The following is an 18,786-nucleotide window of genomic DNA, read 5'->3' as shown; positions in this document are numbered from 1 at the left end:
TGAATTCCCTCTACGTTAAATTGATTTAAGCTAAAGTGATTTAAATGCAACTTGCATACAATCTTAGATCTGAACTTACATCTGAGCTTAGATCTGATCAGTCAAAGGAATATGAAAACAAAGATTCGTCCTCAATGGTGCAACAGTTTGTTTGTTGTTGTGGTGTGGATGTAAATTATGCAAGGCTGGAATGAGTTCACTCTATTTCGACTGAAATATTTTCAGCGCAACCTCTCATTATTTTTATGGGCTATCTGATTGTATTTAAGTGATTAAAATTAAGTATTAAACAAACTTCATCTTTTAAGCGTGATCAAAAAATCCTCATGAGAGGATTTTTTGACTTACACTTTTAATGTTTTATAGACGGAGCTATTACATTATTTTTCAGGCGCTTCGCTAGATTCATCGGTTGTAGCTGTTTGCTCTTGCTCAGCTGGATCGACATCTGGTTTATTTTCCAATGCTTTTTCGAGCACTTCTTTGAAAATATTCACAGGTTGAGCACCCGCCAAAGCGACGCGTTGATCAAATACAAAGAACGGTACACCAGTGACTTTGAGTTGATCACGTGCGACTTCTTCATCAAATTTAACAAATTCTGAATATTCTTCAGAGTCTAGAACATTATCTACTTCAACTGGATTCAGCCCAATACGCGCTGCAACATCTTCCAGCGTTTCACGTTCGCCAATAGCTAAACCCTGAGTCATGTAGCTAAAGAAAAATGCTTCTTTTGCTTCCGAACCCAAACCCTGACTTTGTGCCAAATGGATTATACGATGAGCATTAAAAGTATTACCTGAATTGGCTTGTTCCCAATTAAATTCGATACCTTCGTCTTTTGCCATTTGAGCAATATTACGTTGCATCTCTTCGACTTCAGTCACAGTGCGGTTATATTTTGCAGCAAGACGTTCAGTATTCGACACTTCTTGACGTTGAGGAGCATTAGGATCTAACTGATAACTATGCCAATGCACTTCAAGTTCAATACCAGCTTGGATTGCTGCTTTCTCTAAACGTTTTTTGCCAATATAGCAAAATGGGCAAACCACATCAGACCAAATATCAACACGCATGTTCATTCTCTATAAGACTTTAATCACACATATAGTGCGGGTGAATGTTCAAAAATTAAAGCGCTAAACATAAAACACTTTGTTTTAGATCTGAAACTGAGCAAATTTAGTCAAATAAAAGCTTAATTCTGATATTTAAAATAACGAGCAAAGAAGTGGCTAGAAATAAAGATACGAGCGAAATATGAGTAAGATATTAGAAAGAGAGGGGAAAGAATCTAAATTTGAAAAGGATCGATTTATGTATACAACGGTTTGAAGCGACGACTAGAGGTGACATTTCGTATCCACCTTAAAACTGCTGTGTTGAGCGTTTTAAAGCCTGCTGCGAAATTCAAGTTATACGTTTAAAGAGATGAAAATTTAGATATCTCAAATGTATATGCTATATATTGTTTAAATATTGCTCGATAAAAACATTTAAACAATAAACTCAAAAGTATGACGTGGGTATAATTCGACGTTTTTTTGAATTTGGAGCTGTGTATGCGCCGTATCTTAATTCTGATTGTGATGATAATGCTGTCATTGGGTGGCTACTTTCTCTATCAAAAAAATAAACAACAAACGGAAACGAACCGACAAATGTTTGACATTGTCATGTCGGAAAAAATAGAAAAATTATATGTGCAAGCCCGAGATTGGAAAGAACCTTTAGATTTTGAGGTGCCGGACTCTCGTCTGCAAGGTGATTATAAAATCATGTCAGAATTCATCTTGAACTATTGGGTGGAAAATATTGAAGCGCGAAATTATTACTTACGTCAATTGGATCAAGCCCAATGGAATCATTTCTTAAGTGCTGAACGATTTGATGAAGATAAAAAAAATAGCTATCAACAAACTGAAAAAATGCTGATAGATGTCCAAAAGGCCATGACCGAATACCAAGAAAAACAACAGCAGACCTATACGGCCGCTGTCACCAAAGTGGATGCTTTAAATATTAATAAAACACTGCGCCAGTCAATGAAGGAAAAACTGATTCATAGTCGTGAACAGGAAGATGAAAATGATCTGTTAAAGATAGAACAAGAGATCTATCAAAAAGCACAATCTATGTTTGCCTTACTCAAATCGCATGAATGGAAAAGAAAAGGGAAGACCTTTTTATTTTTGAAAGATGAACAAGTGAAACAGTTTAATTCACTCTATAAGGACATTCTAAAATTACAGTCAAATACCGACGAAATGAGAAAACAGAATGCACAGGTTCTGAGTGGAGAAGATAAATAATTTTGCGAAACCTTGCTGAGAAAACGGATCATTTCAACTCGTTTTCTTGGCTCAATGTGCGCTTTATTGGATATTTTTCTCTAATCATTCTTTGTCGCTTGAGTCGAGGATTGCTGAGCGATTCGAGAGGCGAACGTGCAGATGCAGTAAAAGATAACAATTCAAGCTTAAAATGACACATTTCGTTAAATCTTTAAAAATAATATGAATAGACCTCTTTCATAAGTCATTTTTTACTCAATTCCATGTTATAAATTCCAGCAATTAAATTGAATCTTAAGCCGAGTCTTTTTCCTCTATTTCGGTAACGTTCAGCAAGTATTTTAAAATGCTTCAGCGCACCAAAAACATGTTCAACAAGGATTCTTCTTTTATTGATTTCTCGATTGTACTTTTTAAGTTCAGGATCTAATGTACAGCCTTTTTTTGCTTTCAACGGAAGCAAACTGTTTGCGTAAATATTATGAATACCCTGATAGCCTTTATCCGCTAATAGAAATGAATTCTTAGGAATTAAATTTAAGTTTCTTTTGAATAACTCAAAATCATGCACCGCACCTTTACACATACATAAACTGAGTATTTCTCGTGTTTTAGCATGAATAATCGCTTGTACTTTAAACGTATGCATCTTTTTCTTACCGCTATAGCTTTTCTTCTGTTTTTTTGGGCCTTTGAATGGGTATTTCTGTTGCATCGATGATGACAACATTCCAATCAATGCCTTCACCTTGAGGCAAATCCTTCGGTAAATTAAAAAGATTAGACTGGATTAAGCAGTCTTCAACATGCCGAACAATTCTTGAAGCCGTCGGCTCTGAAACACCATAACTGGTCGCAACATGAAATAAGGTTCGATATTCACACCAATAGCTTAGACTCAAAAGAACTTGATCCTCTAAGCTTAATTTAGCGGGTCTACCCGTAGTTGGTAAATGCTTTTTCAATTGCTCAACCATTAAATAAAAAGTTGAGTATGAGATGCCTGTATAACGCTTAAACTGCGGATCAGAAAGCTTTTTTGAGTCGATATATTTCATACTGAAATTATGCATCAATTTCACAAAGTTAAGGGTACATATAATCACCAAGAAGATGACTGTTTTTTGAGTTATGAAAGAGATCTAATATATTCAGTTTGTGAAAAAATGATTTTCATGGCTTTACCGCCTATCTGAGCCTTGATGAATCGTAGACAAGATCGTTGTAGCCTATACATAGGGTTCTTATCTTTCTTGCTAAAAATGCGTTCTAAATTCACGTTTTTTAGTGTGATTCAATTCAGGGTATAGCTATGAATACGACCAAAGCTTGTTTGATTGCCAGCATGATGTTCTGTGGTGGTTTTTCTTATGCCTATGCAGAAGATGTTGCCACGCTCCCGACCATTAAGGTGATGGCAGATGCTGAATTGCGGAATGAGGTTTTAACGACGGTTCAACCTTTTCAGGAAGATGATAAAGTTCGTCGTTCTTTACAGCATCAGATCATTAAACAAGAACAGGATATTCAAAATAACGTGTTTAATAGCAATCCCTCTGCATTGAATGTTCAGCCTCAAACGGCATTGCCTGACCTCAGTCAATTGTCACCTTTACAGCAGCAATATGTGCTGGCTGTCGCATCAGGTTTACAGTCTTCTGACCCGAATTCTGGATTGTTTAGAATGCTTGAGCCTTTAGGGATTAATCGTGAAAGAGCGTTGGAAGGAATACGCAACGGTGCTCCGTTAGAGATCCGATTTGATGAGCAACGGATGAGTCAATTATTTGGTGATCAATGGCGTAATAATTTGAATGGGAATTAAAGGTCATCTATTTATTTTGTATTTTATCCATAGCCTTAGCTATATTAAATAATCCAAATATTGCTGCCAGCATTGCAAGAATTGAATATATACATAAGAAAAAAACAATTAGATTAAATACATGTGTACTTAATAGATCTCTTTCATAACTCAAAAAACAGTCATCTTCTTGGTGATTATATGTACCCTTAACTTTGTGAAATTGATGCATAATTTCAGTATGAAATATATCGACTCAAAAAAGCTTTCTGATCCGCAGTTTAAGCGTTATACAGGCATCTCATACTCAACTTTTTATTTAATGGTTGAGCAATTGAAAAAGCATTTACCAACTACGGGTAGACCCGCTAAATTAAGCTTAGAAGATCAAGTTCTTTTGAGTCTAAGCTATTGGCGTGAATATCGAACCTTATTTCATGTTGCGACCAGTTATGGTGTTTCAGAGCCGACGGCTTCAAGAATTGTTCGGCATGTTGAAGACTGCTTAATCCAGTCTAATCTTTTTAATTTACCGAAGGATTTGCCTCAAGGTGAAGGCATTGATTGGAATGTTGTCATCATCGATGCAACAGAAATACCCATTCAAAGGCCCAAAAAAACAGAAGAAAAGCTATAGCGGTAAGAAAAAGATGCATACGTTTAAAGTACAAGCGATTATTCATGCTAAAACACGAGAAATACTCAGTTTATGTATGTGTAAAGGTGCGGTGCATGATTTTGAGTTATTCAAAAGAAACTTAAATTTAATTCCTAAGAATTCATTTCTATTAGCGGATAAAGGCTATCAGGGTATTCATAATATTTACGCAAACAGTTTGCTTCCGTTGAAAGCAAAAAAAGGCTGTACATTAGATCCTGAACTTAAAAAGTACAATCGAGAAATCAATAAAAGAAGAATCCTTGTTGAACATGTTTTTGGTGCGCTGAAGCATTTTAAAATACTTGCTGAACGTTACCGAAATAGAGGAAAAAGACTCGGCTTAAGATTCAATTTAATTGCTGGAATTTATAACATGGAATTGAGTAAAAAATGACTTATGAAAGAGGTCTAATAAATATACATTATAAAATAATTTGCAACTACTTAGATTAATAATATCTACAAGAGTATTAATGGAGTTAGTATGTAAAACAAAAAGTCCAATGAATGCTAATACTTGTAATATAATAAAATGAACAAAGCTTGCATTTATAGCTAAGAATGCAGAAATATTATTTACTTTTTTCTTGATTAAAATTTCTTTTAATCTTTGATCACCTAATGTAAGCCAAATTGCATAGCCTGCTAGTGAAAAACCTAAAAGACTTGGAAAAACTCCAATAAATATTGTATGCCAATCATTTTTCAACCAAGTTGTAAATGAGATAGCTGTTATGAATAAAGCTATCCAGAAATATGAGGATTGGAAAATAGCTTTAAATCCGCCATAGCTTGTCCAGTAATCCCTGAAAGAATTTAACATTATTTAAACCTTTTTAGTTCTAAGTTTTGGAATAATCTTTTCAGACATGAATTTTAATCTATTTTTTATAGTTACACTTTTCTGAAAAATTTGAGGAGAGCTTAATGGAAATTTTTTTGTACTAATCTCTTCAGATCTTTGGCTATCATTTTCAATTATTGCTTTAACTTCACCATTTTCTGCTGCAGCGATACCAAATTTTTCGGTATTTTGTTGAATTTTTAAATATTTTCCATCTTGTGCAGTTAAGGAAATAGTCATATTTTTTGCTTTTTGATCCTCTAAATATTCGGAAATTGCTTCATCTACTAAATCATCAAATATATCTGGATTCGGTCTTGTAACTAAAAATTCAATATGTTTTAGTTTTCGGTTTTTCAAAATACTTTTTACATTCTTCTTTGATGATAATGTATGTATTTCCCCACTATTAAATTTCTCTTTGAAATCTGGACTTGAGAGAACTCTTTTAAAAAATTGTAAAACGACGTTGTAGCTAATTGTTGATTTCTCATTTTCTAATTCAAAAATAATTTTATGTGGCTCTGGATAAAAAGAAAAATAAAAGAATGTAGGTTTATATTTTATATTAGATGCTATATCCAAACTCCAGTTTTCAGGAGTTTTACCAGTCTCTAAGTCAATAAATTGAGTCGGCATTAAATTTTCAAATCTTACTAAAGCACCTTGAAAACCTTTAAGTTTATCGTCCTTATCAAAATAATTAATTTCATGTAGTGCAAGATGATAAGCTCTATATCCAGTAGGTAAAAAGAATTTTTTCTTAAAAACAAACTCAAAAAAATCTACATATACTTGAGGTGTTAGATGTGGATGTAATGTTAAGTTATATGCAGTATAAATATATGTTCTTTTTTTTCTAAAAACTTTTCATCATTCACGAGATATTCCCCAGTTAAATATTACTAAAAGAATAATAGATCTCTTTCATAACTCAAAAAACAGTCATCTTCTTGGTGATTATATGTACCCTTAACTTTGTGAAATTGATGCATAATTTCAGTATGAAATATATCGACTCAAAAAAGCTTTCTGATCCGCAGTTTAAGCGTTATACAGGCATCTCATACTCAACTTTTTATTTAATGGTTGAGCAATTGAAAAAGCATTTACCAACTACGGGTAGACCCGCTAAATTAAGCTTAGAAGATCAAGTTCTTTTGAGTCTAAGCTATTGGCGTGAATATCGAACCTTATTTCATGTTGCGACCAGTTATGGTGTTTCAGAGCTGACGGCTTCAAGAATTGTTCGGCATGTTGAAGACTGCTTAATCCAGTCTAATCTTTTTAATTTACCGAAGGATTTGCCTCAAGGTGAAGGCATTGATTGGAATGTTGTCATCATCGATGCAACAGAAATACCCATTCAAAGGCCCAAAAAAACAGAAGAAAAGCTATAGCGGTAAGAAAAAGATGCATACGTTTAAAGTACAAGCGATTATTCATGCTAAAACACGAGAAATACTCAGTTTATGTATGTGTAAAGGTGCGGTGCATGATTTTGAGTTATTCAAAAGAAACTTAAATTTAATTCCTAAGAATTCATTTCTATTAGCGGATAAAGGCTATCAGGGTATTCATAATATTTACGCAAACAGTTTGCTTCCGTTGAAAGCAAAAAAAGGCTGTACATTAGATCCTGAACTTAAAAAGTACAATCGAGAAATCAATAAAAGAAGAATCCTTGTTGAACATGTTTTTGGTGCGCTGAAGCATTTTAAAATACTTGCTGAACGTTACCGAAATAGAGGAAAAAGACTCGGCTTAAGATTCAATTTAATTGCTGGAATTTATAACATGGAATTGAGTAAAAAATGACTTATGAAAGAGGTCTAATATACATAAATATCTTATTAATATATAACAAAAACCCCGCATTAAGCGGGGTTTATTTTTATATCTAAGAATTAAACACGTTCGATTGATTTTTAAAAAATGCTTACTCAAGTTCTATTGAAATCACTTGATTTTTAATTCAAATAAAGGATCTAAAGTGTTCTTGGCTTCAAGAGAGTGATTCTTCGTTGAGAAAACTTTTCCTTTAAGCAAAGCACTTTTAGTCCATATAAATTGTTTTTTATTCAGATCAAAAAGTCTAACGGTATATTGTTGACCTTCTTGAGGCATATAAGCAGTGACTAAACCACCACCAATACCTAGCGTAGCCAAGGTCACACCCGCACTTAATGCACCCATAGCAAACTTAGAGCCCATTGAAGCGTCCAAACCATCAATATTGATAATAAATAAATATTCAGATGCAGACCAGTTTTTCAAAATATCTAAAGTCGCTTGATCTAGCTCAGGAAGTGCAGCTGGAGCATTCTTATTTTTCAGATTGGCGAGCTCAACTGAGTTATATTTCATAAAAAATTGATTCAATGCGAAAACTGCATTTTGCTGCTCAGTAGTTAAAGTAGAGCCCGTCTGATTCAATAAAGGGTAGGTACTTATCGGCGCTCTTTTTGTAATTGAATCAGCTTGAAAATCATACTTTTTCATTTGCTCTTCAGGCATTAAGGCACAAATAAAAGGTGCAGCGCTCTTACCGATTGTTATACCTTGCTGATTGAGCTGTTGATTAAAAGTTTCAAGAAATTTATCACTGCTCAGTCGCGATGGTTCAGCCAAAATTAAGTCTTTACCCAATTCATTCGTCAACAAGCAAGGATTGATTAAAACGGCGACGGGCGCAGATTTTAGGGCAGTTTGTATCTGATTATATTGGTTACGAGTTTCAGGCGACATTTGAGTGGTTGCACATCCAGCCAATAATAAACTTACAAAAAGTGGAACAAATATTTTTTTCATAGCAACTCTTATTATGTTTTATGTTCAGTAGTTCTAATGAATCATATGCAATTATGTGCATTTTTGAAACTAATATTTATATACTTTTTCATCTAATTATAAAATTATTTTGTAATTAAAAAGATAATCTAAGAAATAAAAAACCCCGCATTAAGCGAGGTTTATTTTTCTCACATATCTAATAATTAAACACGTTCGATAATTGTCGCGATACCTTGACCCAAACCGATACACATGGTCGCAAGACCAATTTGAGTATCTTGTTGCTCCATAACGTTTAGAAGCGTAGTCGTGATACGCGCACCAGAACAACCCAATGGGTGACCCAAAGCAATCGCACCACCATTCAAGTTCACACGATCTTGTTGATCATAAATGCCTAAGCCTTTAAGAACAGACAAACCTTGTGCAGCAAATGCTTCATTCAGTTCAAATGTTTGAATATCTGCAATCGACAGGCCAGCACGTTTAAGTGCTTTTTGCGTAGCAGGAACAGGGCCGTAACCCATGATCGCAGCATCACAACCTGCAACCGCCATAGAGCGAATGACCGCACGAGGCTTAAGACCCAAAGCTTGAGCACGTTCAGCAGACATCAACAACATAGCAGATGCACCATCAGACAATGCAGAAGAGGTTGCCGCCGTTACCGTACCACCTTTAGGATCAAAGACAGGGCGCAAAGCTCTAAAAGCTTCAATGTTTGAATCTGGACGAATCACTTCATCGATATCGCACAATTGAAGTTTACCTTCAGCATCATGACCCTCAATGCCGATAATTTCATTTTTGAAACGACCTGATTGAGTTGCATCCCATGCACGGCGGTGAGACTCAACACCAAAGGCATCTTGTTCTTCACGCGTAATACCGTTCATACGACCTAACATTTCAGCCGTTAAGCCCATCATGTTCGATGCTTTAGCATAATGCTTAGAGGCTTGAGGGTTTAAATCAATACCGTGCATCATACCAACGTGGCCCATATGCTCTACACCACCGATGATGAAAATATCACCTTGGTTTGTTGCAATTTGAGCAGCAGCAGTATGAATTGCTTGCATCGATGAACCACAAAGACGGTTGACGGTTTGACCCGCAACAGTTTTTGGTAGGTCAGCCAGTAATGCGATATTACGCGCAATGTTCATACCTTGTTCAAGTGTCTGGTTTACACAACCCCAGACCACATCTTCAACTTCATTGGTATCAAATTGGTTACGAGCAACCAATGCACGTACTAGTTCAGCAGATAAATTGTCGGCACGAACATTACGGAACATACCATTTTTGGTTTTACCCATTGCTGAACGCACGCCATCAACGATGACAACGTCACGTGGATTTAAAGTAGCCATTCACGTTGCTCCTTAACCGTAGAATTTAGTGTTATTAGCAGCCATGTCACGCAACATTTGTGGCGCTTCATAAGCTTTACCTAGGTGAGCATATTTGTCGCACAGCGCAACATACTCAGCGACACCTGTCTGATCGATATAACGCGCTGGACCACCACGGAATGGAGGGAAACCGACACCCATGATCATCGCCATATCTGCTTCAGACGCCGTTGCGACGATCTTGTCTTCTAAACAACGAACTGTTTCGTTACAGAAAGCAAGCATCATACGATCAATGATTTCTTGCGCATCAAATTCGCGTTTTTCACCAGTAACGACAGAAGCAATTACGTCATAAGCCGTTGGATCAACTTTTTTGGCTTTCTTGCCTTTACGGTCTAATTCATATTTGTAGAAACCGATATCGTTTTTCTGACCCAAACGTTTCGCTTCATACATGGTTTGAATTGAACCTTTGTAATCTGGCTTCATACGATCAGGGAAACCTTCCGCCATCACTTCTGAGCCATGTACACCAGTGTCAATACCAACCACGTCCATGAGATACGCAGGACCCATAGGCCAGCCGAAACGTTCCATGACTTTATCGACTTGTTGGAAATCTGCACCATCTTTAAGAAGCAGGTCAAACGCACCAAAGTAAGGGAACAACACACGGTTCACCAAGAAACCAGGGCAGTCGTTTACCACAATCGGGGTTTTACCCATTTTCTGAGCAAGCACAACAGTTGTTGCAATCGCTTCATCAGAAGTCTTCTCACCACGGATCACTTCAACCAATGGCATCATGTGAACAGGGTTAAAGAAATGCATGCCGACGAAGTTTTCAGGACGCTGTAATGCTTTCGCAAGACGTGTGATTGAAATCGTTGACGTGTTCGATGCAATGATCGTGTTATCACGAACTTTGCTTTCTGTATCTTTTAATACAGCTTCTTTGATTTTTGGATTTTCAGTCACCGCTTCAATCACGATATCGACTTCTTTAAACTCGTCATAGCTTAAAGTCGGACGGATACGTGCAAGGGTTTCACCCATTTTTGCAGGAGTCATACGTTTGCGTTCAACTTGTTTGGTTAACAAGCCATTCGCTTCAGACATACCCAATGCAAGTTGTGGATTACCAATATCTTTCATGATAATTGGCGTACCTTTGCTGGCAGCTTGATACGCAATACCACCACCCATGATACCTGCGCCTAATACAGCCGCTTGGTTTACAGGATGAGCGCCTTTTTCATAACGCTTAGAGGTTTTCTTAACCACTTGATCATTGAGGAATAAACCAATCAATGCACTTGATTGTGGGGTAATCGCTGCTTTTGCAAAATGTTCAGCTTCGACACGCAATGCACCTGCACGGTCTAAACTTGAACCTGCTTGCATAGAATCAAGCAATAATTTTGGTGCTGGATATTGTGCTGGATTTGCTTTTGCAAGAACCACACCTTTAGAAGAGTTAAATGCCATCATTTGTTCTAATGGATTTAACTTAATCGGGTCTAGTTTTTCTTGGCGCTTTTTTTTCCAGTCTAAACGACCAGAAATCGCTTGTTTCACCAGATCAATAGCCGCTTCTTGAAGCTTGTCAGCGGAAACGACAGCATCTACTGCGCCATCTTTTAAAGCAGCATCTGGACGTTTGTTTGCAGATGTTGCAATCCACTCAACAGCGTTATCGATACCAATCACACGGCTTAAACGAACTGTTCCACCGAAACCTGGAATAATGCCCAGTTTAACTTCAGGTAAACCGACTTGTGCTTTGTCTGACATCACACGATAGTCACAGACCATACACATTTCGAAACCACCACCCAAAGCGATACCATTGATAGCAGCAACTTTAGGAATGTCTAAATCTTCAAATGCATTAAAAATATCGTGAACAGGCATTGCCCATTCCACAATTTTATCTGCACCTGAAGCAAAATTTTCACCAAATTCAGTAATGTCGGCACCAACAATAAATGTTGATTTTCCAGACGTAACGATAAGACCTTTGATCTCTGCGTTTGATTGAACTGCATTAATTGCAGCTTTGAAATCGTCAATTGTTGCACGGTCGAATTTATTAACCGACTCACCTTGTAAGTCAAAGCGGAATTCTGCAATTCCGTCCGAAAGCATTTGGACGGTAATGGCATTGCCAGCGTGGATCATGCCCTGATCTCCCTTTTTTGGAGGACTTCTAAGTTGATGTTTTGAAGCGAGCGCGTATTTCCTGCGCACTTTATACTTCGCTAATCTTACGATAACTATATCGAAAAAGAACATAACAAGTTGTATCAAGCCGTGACGCAAGGGTCATCTATTTTTATTACATAAACCTTGAGGCGTAATACGCTCGCTCGTTATTATTTCAAATTAAAGAATATAAAGCTTTTGTTTCAATTGGCATTTTAATTTAAAGCCTACTAGGTTATATCGGGGAGTGGCCCTCAATTACAAGCATTTTCGAACATTAAAATTTGTCAAAAAAGTCAGTTGAAGAAAAAAAAGAATTTTAGACGTACATTCTTAACGTCTTTAAACGTGACTTAAGAACAATAATGGATACGCAGATTTTGCAGTTTTATCTAGATAAATGACTGAGTGATAAATTGTTTAATATTTCTTAAACATCAGTTGAGTTTTTTAAACTAAATCGATATGATTTTTTGCTGAAAAAATATACGATAAATTAGAGTAATAAACATAATGAAAAATATAAAAATAGCGTTGCTTATAAGTAGCTTTGCTTTAGTACTCAGTGCTTGTGGCGGCGGCGGTAGTGGTGGCGAAGGTTCAAACGCGAATCAATCAACTCAGGGTTCAAAACCTCAAAATCCGGATTTAACGCAGACATTGGTCCATGTCGCGGAGGATTTAAGGTTTAAATACTATTCTTTTGTGAATGGGGTCGTCCCGAATACGAAATTTTATGTTCCGCTTGGTAAGGAAAAATATGTCTTGACGCCCAATAAAATTTACAATGATCAATGGTTAGATACGTCAATAGAGCTATTAAGCGCTAATCGAGTATTGTCTAGTGAAGCGCCAGGAATCAAAAAAATTGAAGTTTTGGAAAAAATCGATTTAGCCAATAAAGACGTTTACGATGGGGTATTTCCTGGGTTTACGTCATATTTTAAAAACACGAATGATGTGAATCTTAAGTTTGAGGGGACGAAAGCAAAGCAGCTATATAACAAAACCGCCTTCCAATTTCCTCAAGGTGCTGCTTGTTATCAACGAGTAAAAATCTCACCTCAAGGGAGCCTTATAAAGATAGATAAAGAAATTAAATTTAATCAAGTCCAAGTGGGATACGATGATTTTATCTTTAATTTAGACAATGGCTTTACGGATCGTGTTGGTAAAGAGCATTTGAGTGTTTTTGCTGATGCAACGATGAGAGGGCATACAATTAAAACGGTCACTGGAAATTGGGCTGGATATCCTTGGAAATACTATCGTGTGTATGATCAGTTTGGCCTAGTTGAAGACATTGTATTTGTGAATATCGATGGTACGGTGTATCAAGGCGATATGTTGGACTTTGAAGAGCGTGAGTTAGCGAAACAAGTCGCTGAAAAAGCGCAACGATTGGCAGCTCGAAATGATTCAAATACAATTGAGTATCAAGAAGCAGTTTTAAATTTAGAACTCTTAAAAAATAAATGTGATTTTTTCAATCCAACTGCTCATAAATCAATTCAATTACTGAATAATTATTCTTAAGGTTTTATGGTTAGAATCGTTGAACAGATGATCCTCCAGATTGATAAAAAGCGCCTTATTGGGCGTTTTTTAGTTTTGAGCAATAGATTTTAAAGATTCTAAACATCTGTCACTTAAACTTGAGTAAAGCATATTTATCTTGTTTTATTTACGCAATTAACCCAACCATATATGCCATATAAAAACAGTAGATCTCTTTCATAAGTCCAAAAATGATCATTTATTAGCAAAAAATTGATTTGTAATAATCCCTTCTCCCTTTGGGAGAAGATTAGGATGAGGGAGTACTAACGATGAGTGTGTGGTGTGAATAAAGAGGTTTGAAAGAAGTTTAGTATAAATTAGCTTAGAGTCAGCTCATTTTAATCATCATAAAAAATATAGCTTTATGTCGCATACATCGAATGCGATCTAAAAGAGTCCGCATCTATGGTTTAAGTTATAGATTTGGCTGCTCGAAAATCAAAGTATTTAATGATGATTTAAAAGTATTTAATCCTTATTTAATGGAGAAATGATTTAAGTTTGAAAGACTGCGTCAGTATTTGACTCATAGACACAATCTTAGACTTGGAAATAGACACTAAATACCCCATCATTTCTATATCTCATCTTTTAAAAGTCCATTGTGAACGAAAACGCACGAGAAAATATTGAAAAGATTTTAGCCAATATGACCACATTACCCGGCGTATACCGCATGTTGGGTAAAGGCGGTGAATTGTTATATGTGGGCAAAGCCAAAAATCTTAAAAATCGTGTTTCGAGCTATTTTGTAAAAACGATTGAACACCCTAAAACACAGGCCTTGGTTGCTCGTATTTATAATATCGAGACCTTAGTGGTTCGTTCAGAAACAGAAGCCTTATTGTTAGAACAAAATCTGATTAAGCTGCATCGTCCGCCCTACAACATTATGTTGCGTGATGATAAGTCTTATGTCTATATTTTCGTATCGAGCGATAAGCCCTATCCGCGTATTGCCAGTGGTCGAGGCAAAGGCAAACATCAGGCAGGGAAGTTCTTTGGACCTTATCCCAGTGCTTATAATGCACGGGATACTTTGGTGGTTTTACAAAAATTATTTAACGTTCGTCAGTGTGAAAACAGCTATTTTTCACAGCGTAAGCGTCCCTGTTTGCAATATCAAATCAAACGTTGTTCTGCACCGTGTGTCGGTCTTATTTCTCCACAAGACTATAAAGATGATGTGGATAACTCGATTCGTTTTTTACAGGGTGATACTAAAGAGCTAAATCAAGAATTAATCAGCAAAATGGAAACTGCCGCTGAAGCTTTAGAATTTGAAAAAGCAGTTTTTTTCCGTGATCGTATGGCACTTTTAAGAGATGTGCAGACTCAACAGGCGATTTATAAAGTCAAAGGTGAGGCCGATATTTTGGCCATTGCTTATCTTGCGGGTGTGACCTGCGTACAAATTATGCATGTGCGTAACGGTAAAATGCTCGGTGGGAAAAGTTATTTTCCAGATATGTTGGGCGGTGATTTGGGACAAATGCTGTCAGATTTTATGGCGAACTTTTATTTCCAAGTGGCCGATGAGGTTCCAACCGAATTGATTGTCAATGTGGAAATTCCTGACCGTACTGATTTGCAAGCCGCGTTGTATCAGCATTTTGACAAGAAAGTTGTGGTGAAGCACAGTGTCCGAGAGACTCGTGCCGAATGGCTTGAACTGGCCAATATGAATGTACAACATGCGATAAAGGGCCAGTTGGCCAATCATTTTGAGTTAAATGAACGCTTTCATCAGTTGGAGTTGGTTTTAGGTCGTCCCGTAGATCGAATCGAGTGTTTTGATATTTCGCATACCATGGGCGAGGCGACCATCGCTTCTTGTGTGGTTTTTGATTCAGGCGGGGTCAGAAAACGAGACTATCGCCAATTTTCGATTGAGGATATTACTGGCGGTGATGACTATGCTGCGATGCGCCAAGCGTTAACGCGTCGGTATAAAAAAGCAATGTTGCCAGATTTATTGCTGATCGATGGCGGTAAAGGGCAGCTACATATGGCGATGGATGTGATGAAAGATCTGGGGCTAGATGCATTTATGGTCGGTGTGTCTAAAGGTGAGGGTCGAAAACCTGGCTTGGAGACTTTACACTTTACCGATGGTCAAAAAATTCAATTGCCTGAAGACCATAAAGCTTTGCATTTAATTCAGCAGGTGCGTGATGAAGCGCATCGTTTTGCAATCACCAAGCATCGTGCTAAGCGTGATAAGCGCCGTGGTCAATCTGTGCTTGAGGCAATTCCTGGTCTTGGCCCGAAACGTCGACGTGATTTATTGACCCATTTCGGGGGAATCCAAGGCGTGCTTAAAGCCTCTGAAAATGATTTGAAGTTGGTACCCGGTTTAGGCGGTGTGATGGCGAGAACAGTTTATAAAATTTTGCATGAATAAATGGTTGTCGAATAAAGCTATTTTTTGTTTTTGTATTTGTTTAGATGTCAGTTTTAAAGTTTTTGGATGTTAGGAATTTATGCAATATCATGCTCATGTTTATTTCGATTTGCCTCAAATTGAGGCGATTGAACTGTTATACGCAGAATTACAGCAAGCCTTTGGTGAGGCAGTGAAGTATGGCCGCATCCATCAAAAATTGGTGGGACCACATACCAAGCCCATGTTTCAATTGGCATTTGATGAAACTATATTGCCACAAATCAAGTCGCTTCTTGCTTCTAGTCCGCTTGATCTATCCGTCTTGATTCATCCCTTAATTGACAATGAATATTTAGCACATACCAAAGAAGCTACGTGGTTAGGCCAACCTTTGCCACTGAATTTAGATGTTTTCTAATCCTGCTTTGGTGTTTAATTGATTTCATTAATTTGCATAAATGATCATTGACCCACGAGTCATTGATCATTTACCTCTAGGATGAATTAAATCATGCTTGATGAAAATTAATCATTGAGCTTTTTTTATGCCTTTTAGTCAGCTATTTAAAGACCTAGAACAAAAAGAAAGTGTTGATATTCCTGAAGGTTGGTTACAGGGGCGAACCATCTTTGGTGGTTTAACCACTGCAATGATGTTACACAAGGCAATTTGGGCTATAGACGATGCGCAGAAACGGTTATTGACGGTGAGTGTTACTTTCGTTGCTCCTGTTCAAGAAAAAAAGCCAGTCAAAGTCACCGTTGAGATTCTTCGTAAGGGAAAGTCGGTGACTTCCGTTGAAGCACGGATTTGGCAAGATCATCAGGTAATGAGCATTATGCTCGCAAGCTTTGGCTCTGAACGGAACTCCATTCTAAATGTCCAACAACAACGTCAAGCGCCGTCTTATCCCGCACCTGAGCAATTAAATAAACTGCCTTATCATCCATTAATGCCGCAGTGTTATCAAAACTTCGATTTAGCTTGGGCAGAAGGTGGATATCCTTGTTCAGCGAGTCCACAAGCAGATTTCGGTGGTTGGTTTAGATTTTCAGAGCAAAATTTTCCAAATGGTAAAATGAGCATAGCTGAATTTTTAGCATTATTGGATATTTGGCCCGCAGGTGTTTTCCCTGTTTTAAAGACACCTGCACCAGGCAGTTCCTTGTCTTGGTATGTCACTTTACTGGGAAATGATGAATTTCAACGTCTAGATTGGTTTAAATATAAAGTATTTACAGACCATGCAGAAAATGGCTACGCGACTGAATATGCACATATTTGGAATGCAAATGATCAACTTATTGCGATTTCAAGACAAACAGTGACCATCTTTGCCTAGTCGACAGCAGATAATGAATCGTTTAAAGTAGGCGAGTTGAAAATATCCAAGCTCAAGTTATATTGCTGAATTTTAAGCATTAGGGGACAAACTGGCGGTGTCTATGTCTACAGGTCGTATCCTGAATATTCCGAACATCTTGACGCTAGCTCGTATTGCGTTAATTCCTGTATTTTTAATTATCGCCTATTGGCCGCCAGCAATTGGGGCAGTTCAAGAAGGCAGTATGACCCGTCATATCGTGCTTACAGCAATTTTTGTGGTCGCTGCGATTACAGATTGGTTCGATGGTTACTTGGCTCGCACGCTGAATCAGACCTCTGCTTTTGGTCGTTTCCTAGATCCAGTAGCAGATAAGCTGATGGTGGCGGCGGCACTGATTGTACTTGTACAGTGGGAGCCGACAATCTCTATGGCCTTCGCTGCAATTGTAATTATTTCACGTGAAATTACGGTATCTGCTTTGCGTGAGTGGATGGCAGAACTCGGTGCACGTACCAATGTTGCTGTGTCTACCGTTGGGAAATATAAAACCGCATTTCAAATGATTGCGATTTCAGTTTTTTTATTGAACTGGCAACCTCTTGAACTGGTCGCGTATGGCTTGCTGTATACCGCAGTCATTTTAACGCTCTGGTCAATGTTCATTTATCTCAAAGCGGCATGGCCATACTTAAAACAACCTTGATACACATATCAAAAGCGCCACAAGGCGCTTTTTTTAATTGACTAGTATAGGAATTAATTGAGAGAGACTGATGGCTGTCAAAAGATAGAAAACGTTAAATCAGAAAAACTTTAGATTAGAAAGTTTCTAGACAAGTTTGCAAAAAAACTTGAGATTAATAGCCTAGAAATAATAAATCTCTTTATCAACTTACATTATCGTTTGAAGTGCAACACCATGTTGTCGGCATAATACCTGACTCGGACTTTTAAAGCCGAGTCTTTTTCTTGAGCGTTGATTCAAACGTTGAGTGATTTCTGAAATATACTCATCCGTGTAATGATTTAAATCACTACCTTTCCTTATGTATTGTCTGATTAATCCATTGGTGTTTTCATTTGTACCTCGTTGCCAAGCACTGTAGGGATCTGCGAAATACCAATCCAAATCAAGTTCTTGAGCAATATGCTCATGCAAACTGAATTCTTTGCCATTGTCTGCAGTTATTGTTTTCAATTGGTCTTTGATGGGGGGGAGTAAATTGATGGTCGCTCTGCTGATGTCTTCAGCCTTACGTGTATTGCACTTTGTTAGCCAAAGATAGCCTGTTCTTCGATCTACAATTGAAACTAAAGATTGTTGATGATTTTTACCTACGATCGTATCTATCTCCAAGTCATCAAAGCGAGTCCGTTGCTCAACCTCATGCGGTCTTTCATGAATGCTTTTACGATGAGTGAGTTGACCGCGGGTTTCAGGAGAACCATATTTCCTCTTTCTTTTGATTTCTGAAACGTAGGTTGTGGAAAAGCACGCCACCATTGCTTTTATTCTGTTTTATAAACCTGTAAATAGAATGCAG

At 37.3% G+C, this 18,786-nt stretch carries 20 protein-coding genes; 11 read left to right on the top strand and 9 right to left on the bottom strand.

Annotated features, from left to right (window positions below; genetic code table 11):
• Positions 1 to 380 precede the first annotated feature (380 nt).
• On the bottom strand, positions 381 to 1,082 hold the full coding sequence (locus V5M36_RS14190) for a DsbA family oxidoreductase (RefSeq protein WP_338560158.1): 702 nt from the start codon (positions 1,080 to 1,082) through the stop codon (positions 381 to 383).
• Positions 1,083 to 1,568: 486 nt separating this feature from the next.
• Between V5M36_RS14190 and V5M36_RS14185 the strand changes: the two genes are divergently transcribed.
• A complete protein-coding gene (locus tag V5M36_RS14185) occupies positions 1,569 to 2,318 on the top strand; it encodes a hypothetical protein (RefSeq protein WP_338560155.1) in 750 nt (249 codons plus the stop codon).
• A 226-nt stretch (positions 2,319 to 2,544) separates the two neighbouring features.
• Here the strand turns inward: V5M36_RS14185 and V5M36_RS16140 are convergent, their stop codons facing one another.
• Complete coding sequence (locus V5M36_RS16140) at positions 2,545 to 2,949, bottom strand: transposase family protein (RefSeq protein WP_445206335.1); 405 nt, start codon at positions 2,947 to 2,949, stop codon at positions 2,545 to 2,547.
• Positions 2,950 to 2,962: 13 nt separating this feature from the next.
• The gene (locus V5M36_RS16135; protein ID WP_445206281.1) at positions 2,963 to 3,358 is read right to left on the bottom strand and encodes a transposase family protein; all 396 of its coding nucleotides are present in this window, start codon (positions 3,356 to 3,358) and stop codon (positions 2,963 to 2,965) included.
• 254 nt (positions 3,359 to 3,612) lie between these two features.
• Between V5M36_RS16135 and V5M36_RS14175 the strand changes: the two genes are divergently transcribed.
• The 3 genes from V5M36_RS14175 (at position 3,613) to V5M36_RS16125 (ending at position 5,159) form a co-directional block, all read left to right on the top strand.
• Positions 3,613 to 4,125: a hypothetical protein gene (locus tag V5M36_RS14175; protein WP_338560153.1), complete on the top strand. Its 513-nt coding sequence runs from the start codon at positions 3,613 to 3,615 to the stop codon at positions 4,123 to 4,125.
• Between the two features lie 220 nt (positions 4,126 to 4,345).
• Positions 4,346 to 4,741 carry a transposase family protein gene (locus tag V5M36_RS16130; RefSeq protein ID WP_445206267.1) on the top strand — a complete coding sequence of 132 codons (396 nt, stop codon included), beginning with the start codon at positions 4,346 to 4,348 and terminating at the stop codon, positions 4,739 to 4,741.
• Complete coding sequence (locus V5M36_RS16125; RefSeq protein WP_445206279.1) at positions 4,689 to 5,159, top strand: transposase family protein; 471 nt, start codon at positions 4,689 to 4,691, stop codon at positions 5,157 to 5,159. Before V5M36_RS16130 ends, V5M36_RS16125 begins: the two co-directional genes overlap by 53 nt.
• Here the strand turns inward: V5M36_RS16125 and V5M36_RS14165 are convergent.
• On the bottom strand, positions 5,118 to 5,588 hold the full coding sequence (locus V5M36_RS14165) for a hypothetical protein (RefSeq protein WP_338560149.1): 471 nt from the start codon (positions 5,586 to 5,588) through the stop codon (positions 5,118 to 5,120). The two genes, V5M36_RS16125 and V5M36_RS14165, sit on opposite strands and share 42 nt — an antisense overlap.
• 3 nt (positions 5,589 to 5,591) lie before the next feature.
• The gene (locus V5M36_RS14160; RefSeq protein WP_338564248.1) at positions 5,592 to 6,452 is read right to left on the bottom strand and encodes a DUF4747 family protein; all 861 of its coding nucleotides are present in this window, start codon (positions 6,450 to 6,452) and stop codon (positions 5,592 to 5,594) included.
• A gap of 161 nt (positions 6,453 to 6,613) precedes the next feature.
• Here V5M36_RS14160 and V5M36_RS16120 point away from each other — a divergent pair, with 161 nt between their 5' ends.
• Together V5M36_RS16120 and V5M36_RS16115 are read left to right on the top strand one after the other, a co-directional pair.
• The gene (locus tag V5M36_RS16120) at positions 6,614 to 7,009 is read left to right on the top strand and encodes a transposase family protein (RefSeq protein WP_445206280.1); all 396 of its coding nucleotides are present in this window, start codon (positions 6,614 to 6,616) and stop codon (positions 7,007 to 7,009) included.
• On the top strand, positions 6,957 to 7,427 hold the full coding sequence (locus V5M36_RS16115; RefSeq protein ID WP_445206279.1) for a transposase family protein: 471 nt from the start codon (positions 6,957 to 6,959) through the stop codon (positions 7,425 to 7,427). Before V5M36_RS16120 ends, V5M36_RS16115 begins: the two co-directional genes overlap by 53 nt.
• A 141-nt stretch (positions 7,428 to 7,568) precedes the next feature.
• Here the strand turns inward: V5M36_RS16115 and V5M36_RS14150 are convergent, their stop codons facing one another.
• From V5M36_RS14150 to fadB, 3 genes are all read right to left on the bottom strand, one after another.
• On the bottom strand, positions 7,569 to 8,420 hold the full coding sequence (locus tag V5M36_RS14150; protein ID WP_338560145.1) for a hypothetical protein: 852 nt from the start codon (positions 8,418 to 8,420) through the stop codon (positions 7,569 to 7,571).
• A gap of 185 nt (positions 8,421 to 8,605) precedes the next feature.
• A complete protein-coding gene (gene fadA, locus V5M36_RS14145) occupies positions 8,606 to 9,778 on the bottom strand; it encodes an acetyl-CoA C-acyltransferase FadA (RefSeq protein ID WP_338560143.1) in 1,173 nt (390 codons plus the stop codon).
• A 12-nt stretch (positions 9,779 to 9,790) separates the two neighbouring features.
• On the bottom strand, positions 9,791 to 11,944 hold the full coding sequence (gene fadB, locus V5M36_RS14140; RefSeq protein ID WP_338560141.1) for a fatty acid oxidation complex subunit alpha FadB: 2,154 nt from the start codon (positions 11,942 to 11,944) through the stop codon (positions 9,791 to 9,793).
• Between the two features lie 537 nt (positions 11,945 to 12,481).
• On the opposite strand from fadB, the gene V5M36_RS14135 reads away from it, so the two are divergent.
• From V5M36_RS14135 to pgsA, 5 genes are all read left to right on the top strand, one after another.
• Positions 12,482 to 13,504 (top strand): hypothetical protein, encoded by a 1,023-nt coding sequence (locus V5M36_RS14135; protein ID WP_338560139.1) that lies wholly within the window; start codon positions 12,482 to 12,484, stop codon positions 13,502 to 13,504.
• Between the two features lie 628 nt (positions 13,505 to 14,132).
• Positions 14,133 to 15,932 carry an excinuclease ABC subunit UvrC gene (uvrC, locus tag V5M36_RS14130; protein ID WP_338560136.1) on the top strand — a complete coding sequence of 600 codons (1,800 nt, stop codon included), beginning with the start codon at positions 14,133 to 14,135 and terminating at the stop codon, positions 15,930 to 15,932.
• Positions 15,933 to 16,011: 79 nt separating this feature from the next.
• The gene (locus V5M36_RS14125; protein WP_338560134.1) at positions 16,012 to 16,332 is read left to right on the top strand and encodes a DOPA 4,5-dioxygenase family protein; all 321 of its coding nucleotides are present in this window, start codon (positions 16,012 to 16,014) and stop codon (positions 16,330 to 16,332) included.
• A gap of 127 nt (positions 16,333 to 16,459) precedes the next feature.
• A complete protein-coding gene (locus tag V5M36_RS14120; RefSeq protein ID WP_338560132.1) occupies positions 16,460 to 17,257 on the top strand; it encodes an acyl-CoA thioesterase in 798 nt (265 codons plus the stop codon).
• A 103-nt stretch (positions 17,258 to 17,360) separates the two neighbouring features.
• Positions 17,361 to 17,945, top strand: a complete 585-nt coding sequence (gene pgsA, locus V5M36_RS14115; protein WP_338560129.1) for a CDP-diacylglycerol--glycerol-3-phosphate 3-phosphatidyltransferase — start codon at positions 17,361 to 17,363, stop codon at positions 17,943 to 17,945.
• Positions 17,946 to 18,134: 189 nt separating this feature from the next.
• Here pgsA and V5M36_RS14110 read toward each other — a convergent pair whose 3' ends face one another.
• On the bottom strand, positions 18,135 to 18,746 hold the full coding sequence (locus V5M36_RS14110) for an IS30 family transposase (protein ID WP_338560127.1): 612 nt from the start codon (positions 18,744 to 18,746) through the stop codon (positions 18,135 to 18,137).
• Positions 18,747 to 18,786 lie beyond the last annotated feature (40 nt).

It is taken from the genome of Acinetobacter sp. KS-LM10 (assembly GCF_036896575.1).
GTDB classification, from domain to species: domain Bacteria; phylum Pseudomonadota; class Gammaproteobacteria; order Pseudomonadales; family Moraxellaceae; genus Acinetobacter; species Acinetobacter avistercoris.
The sequence above is the reverse complement of the archived record's forward strand: the minus strand, read 5'-3'. Positions and strand labels throughout refer to the sequence as shown.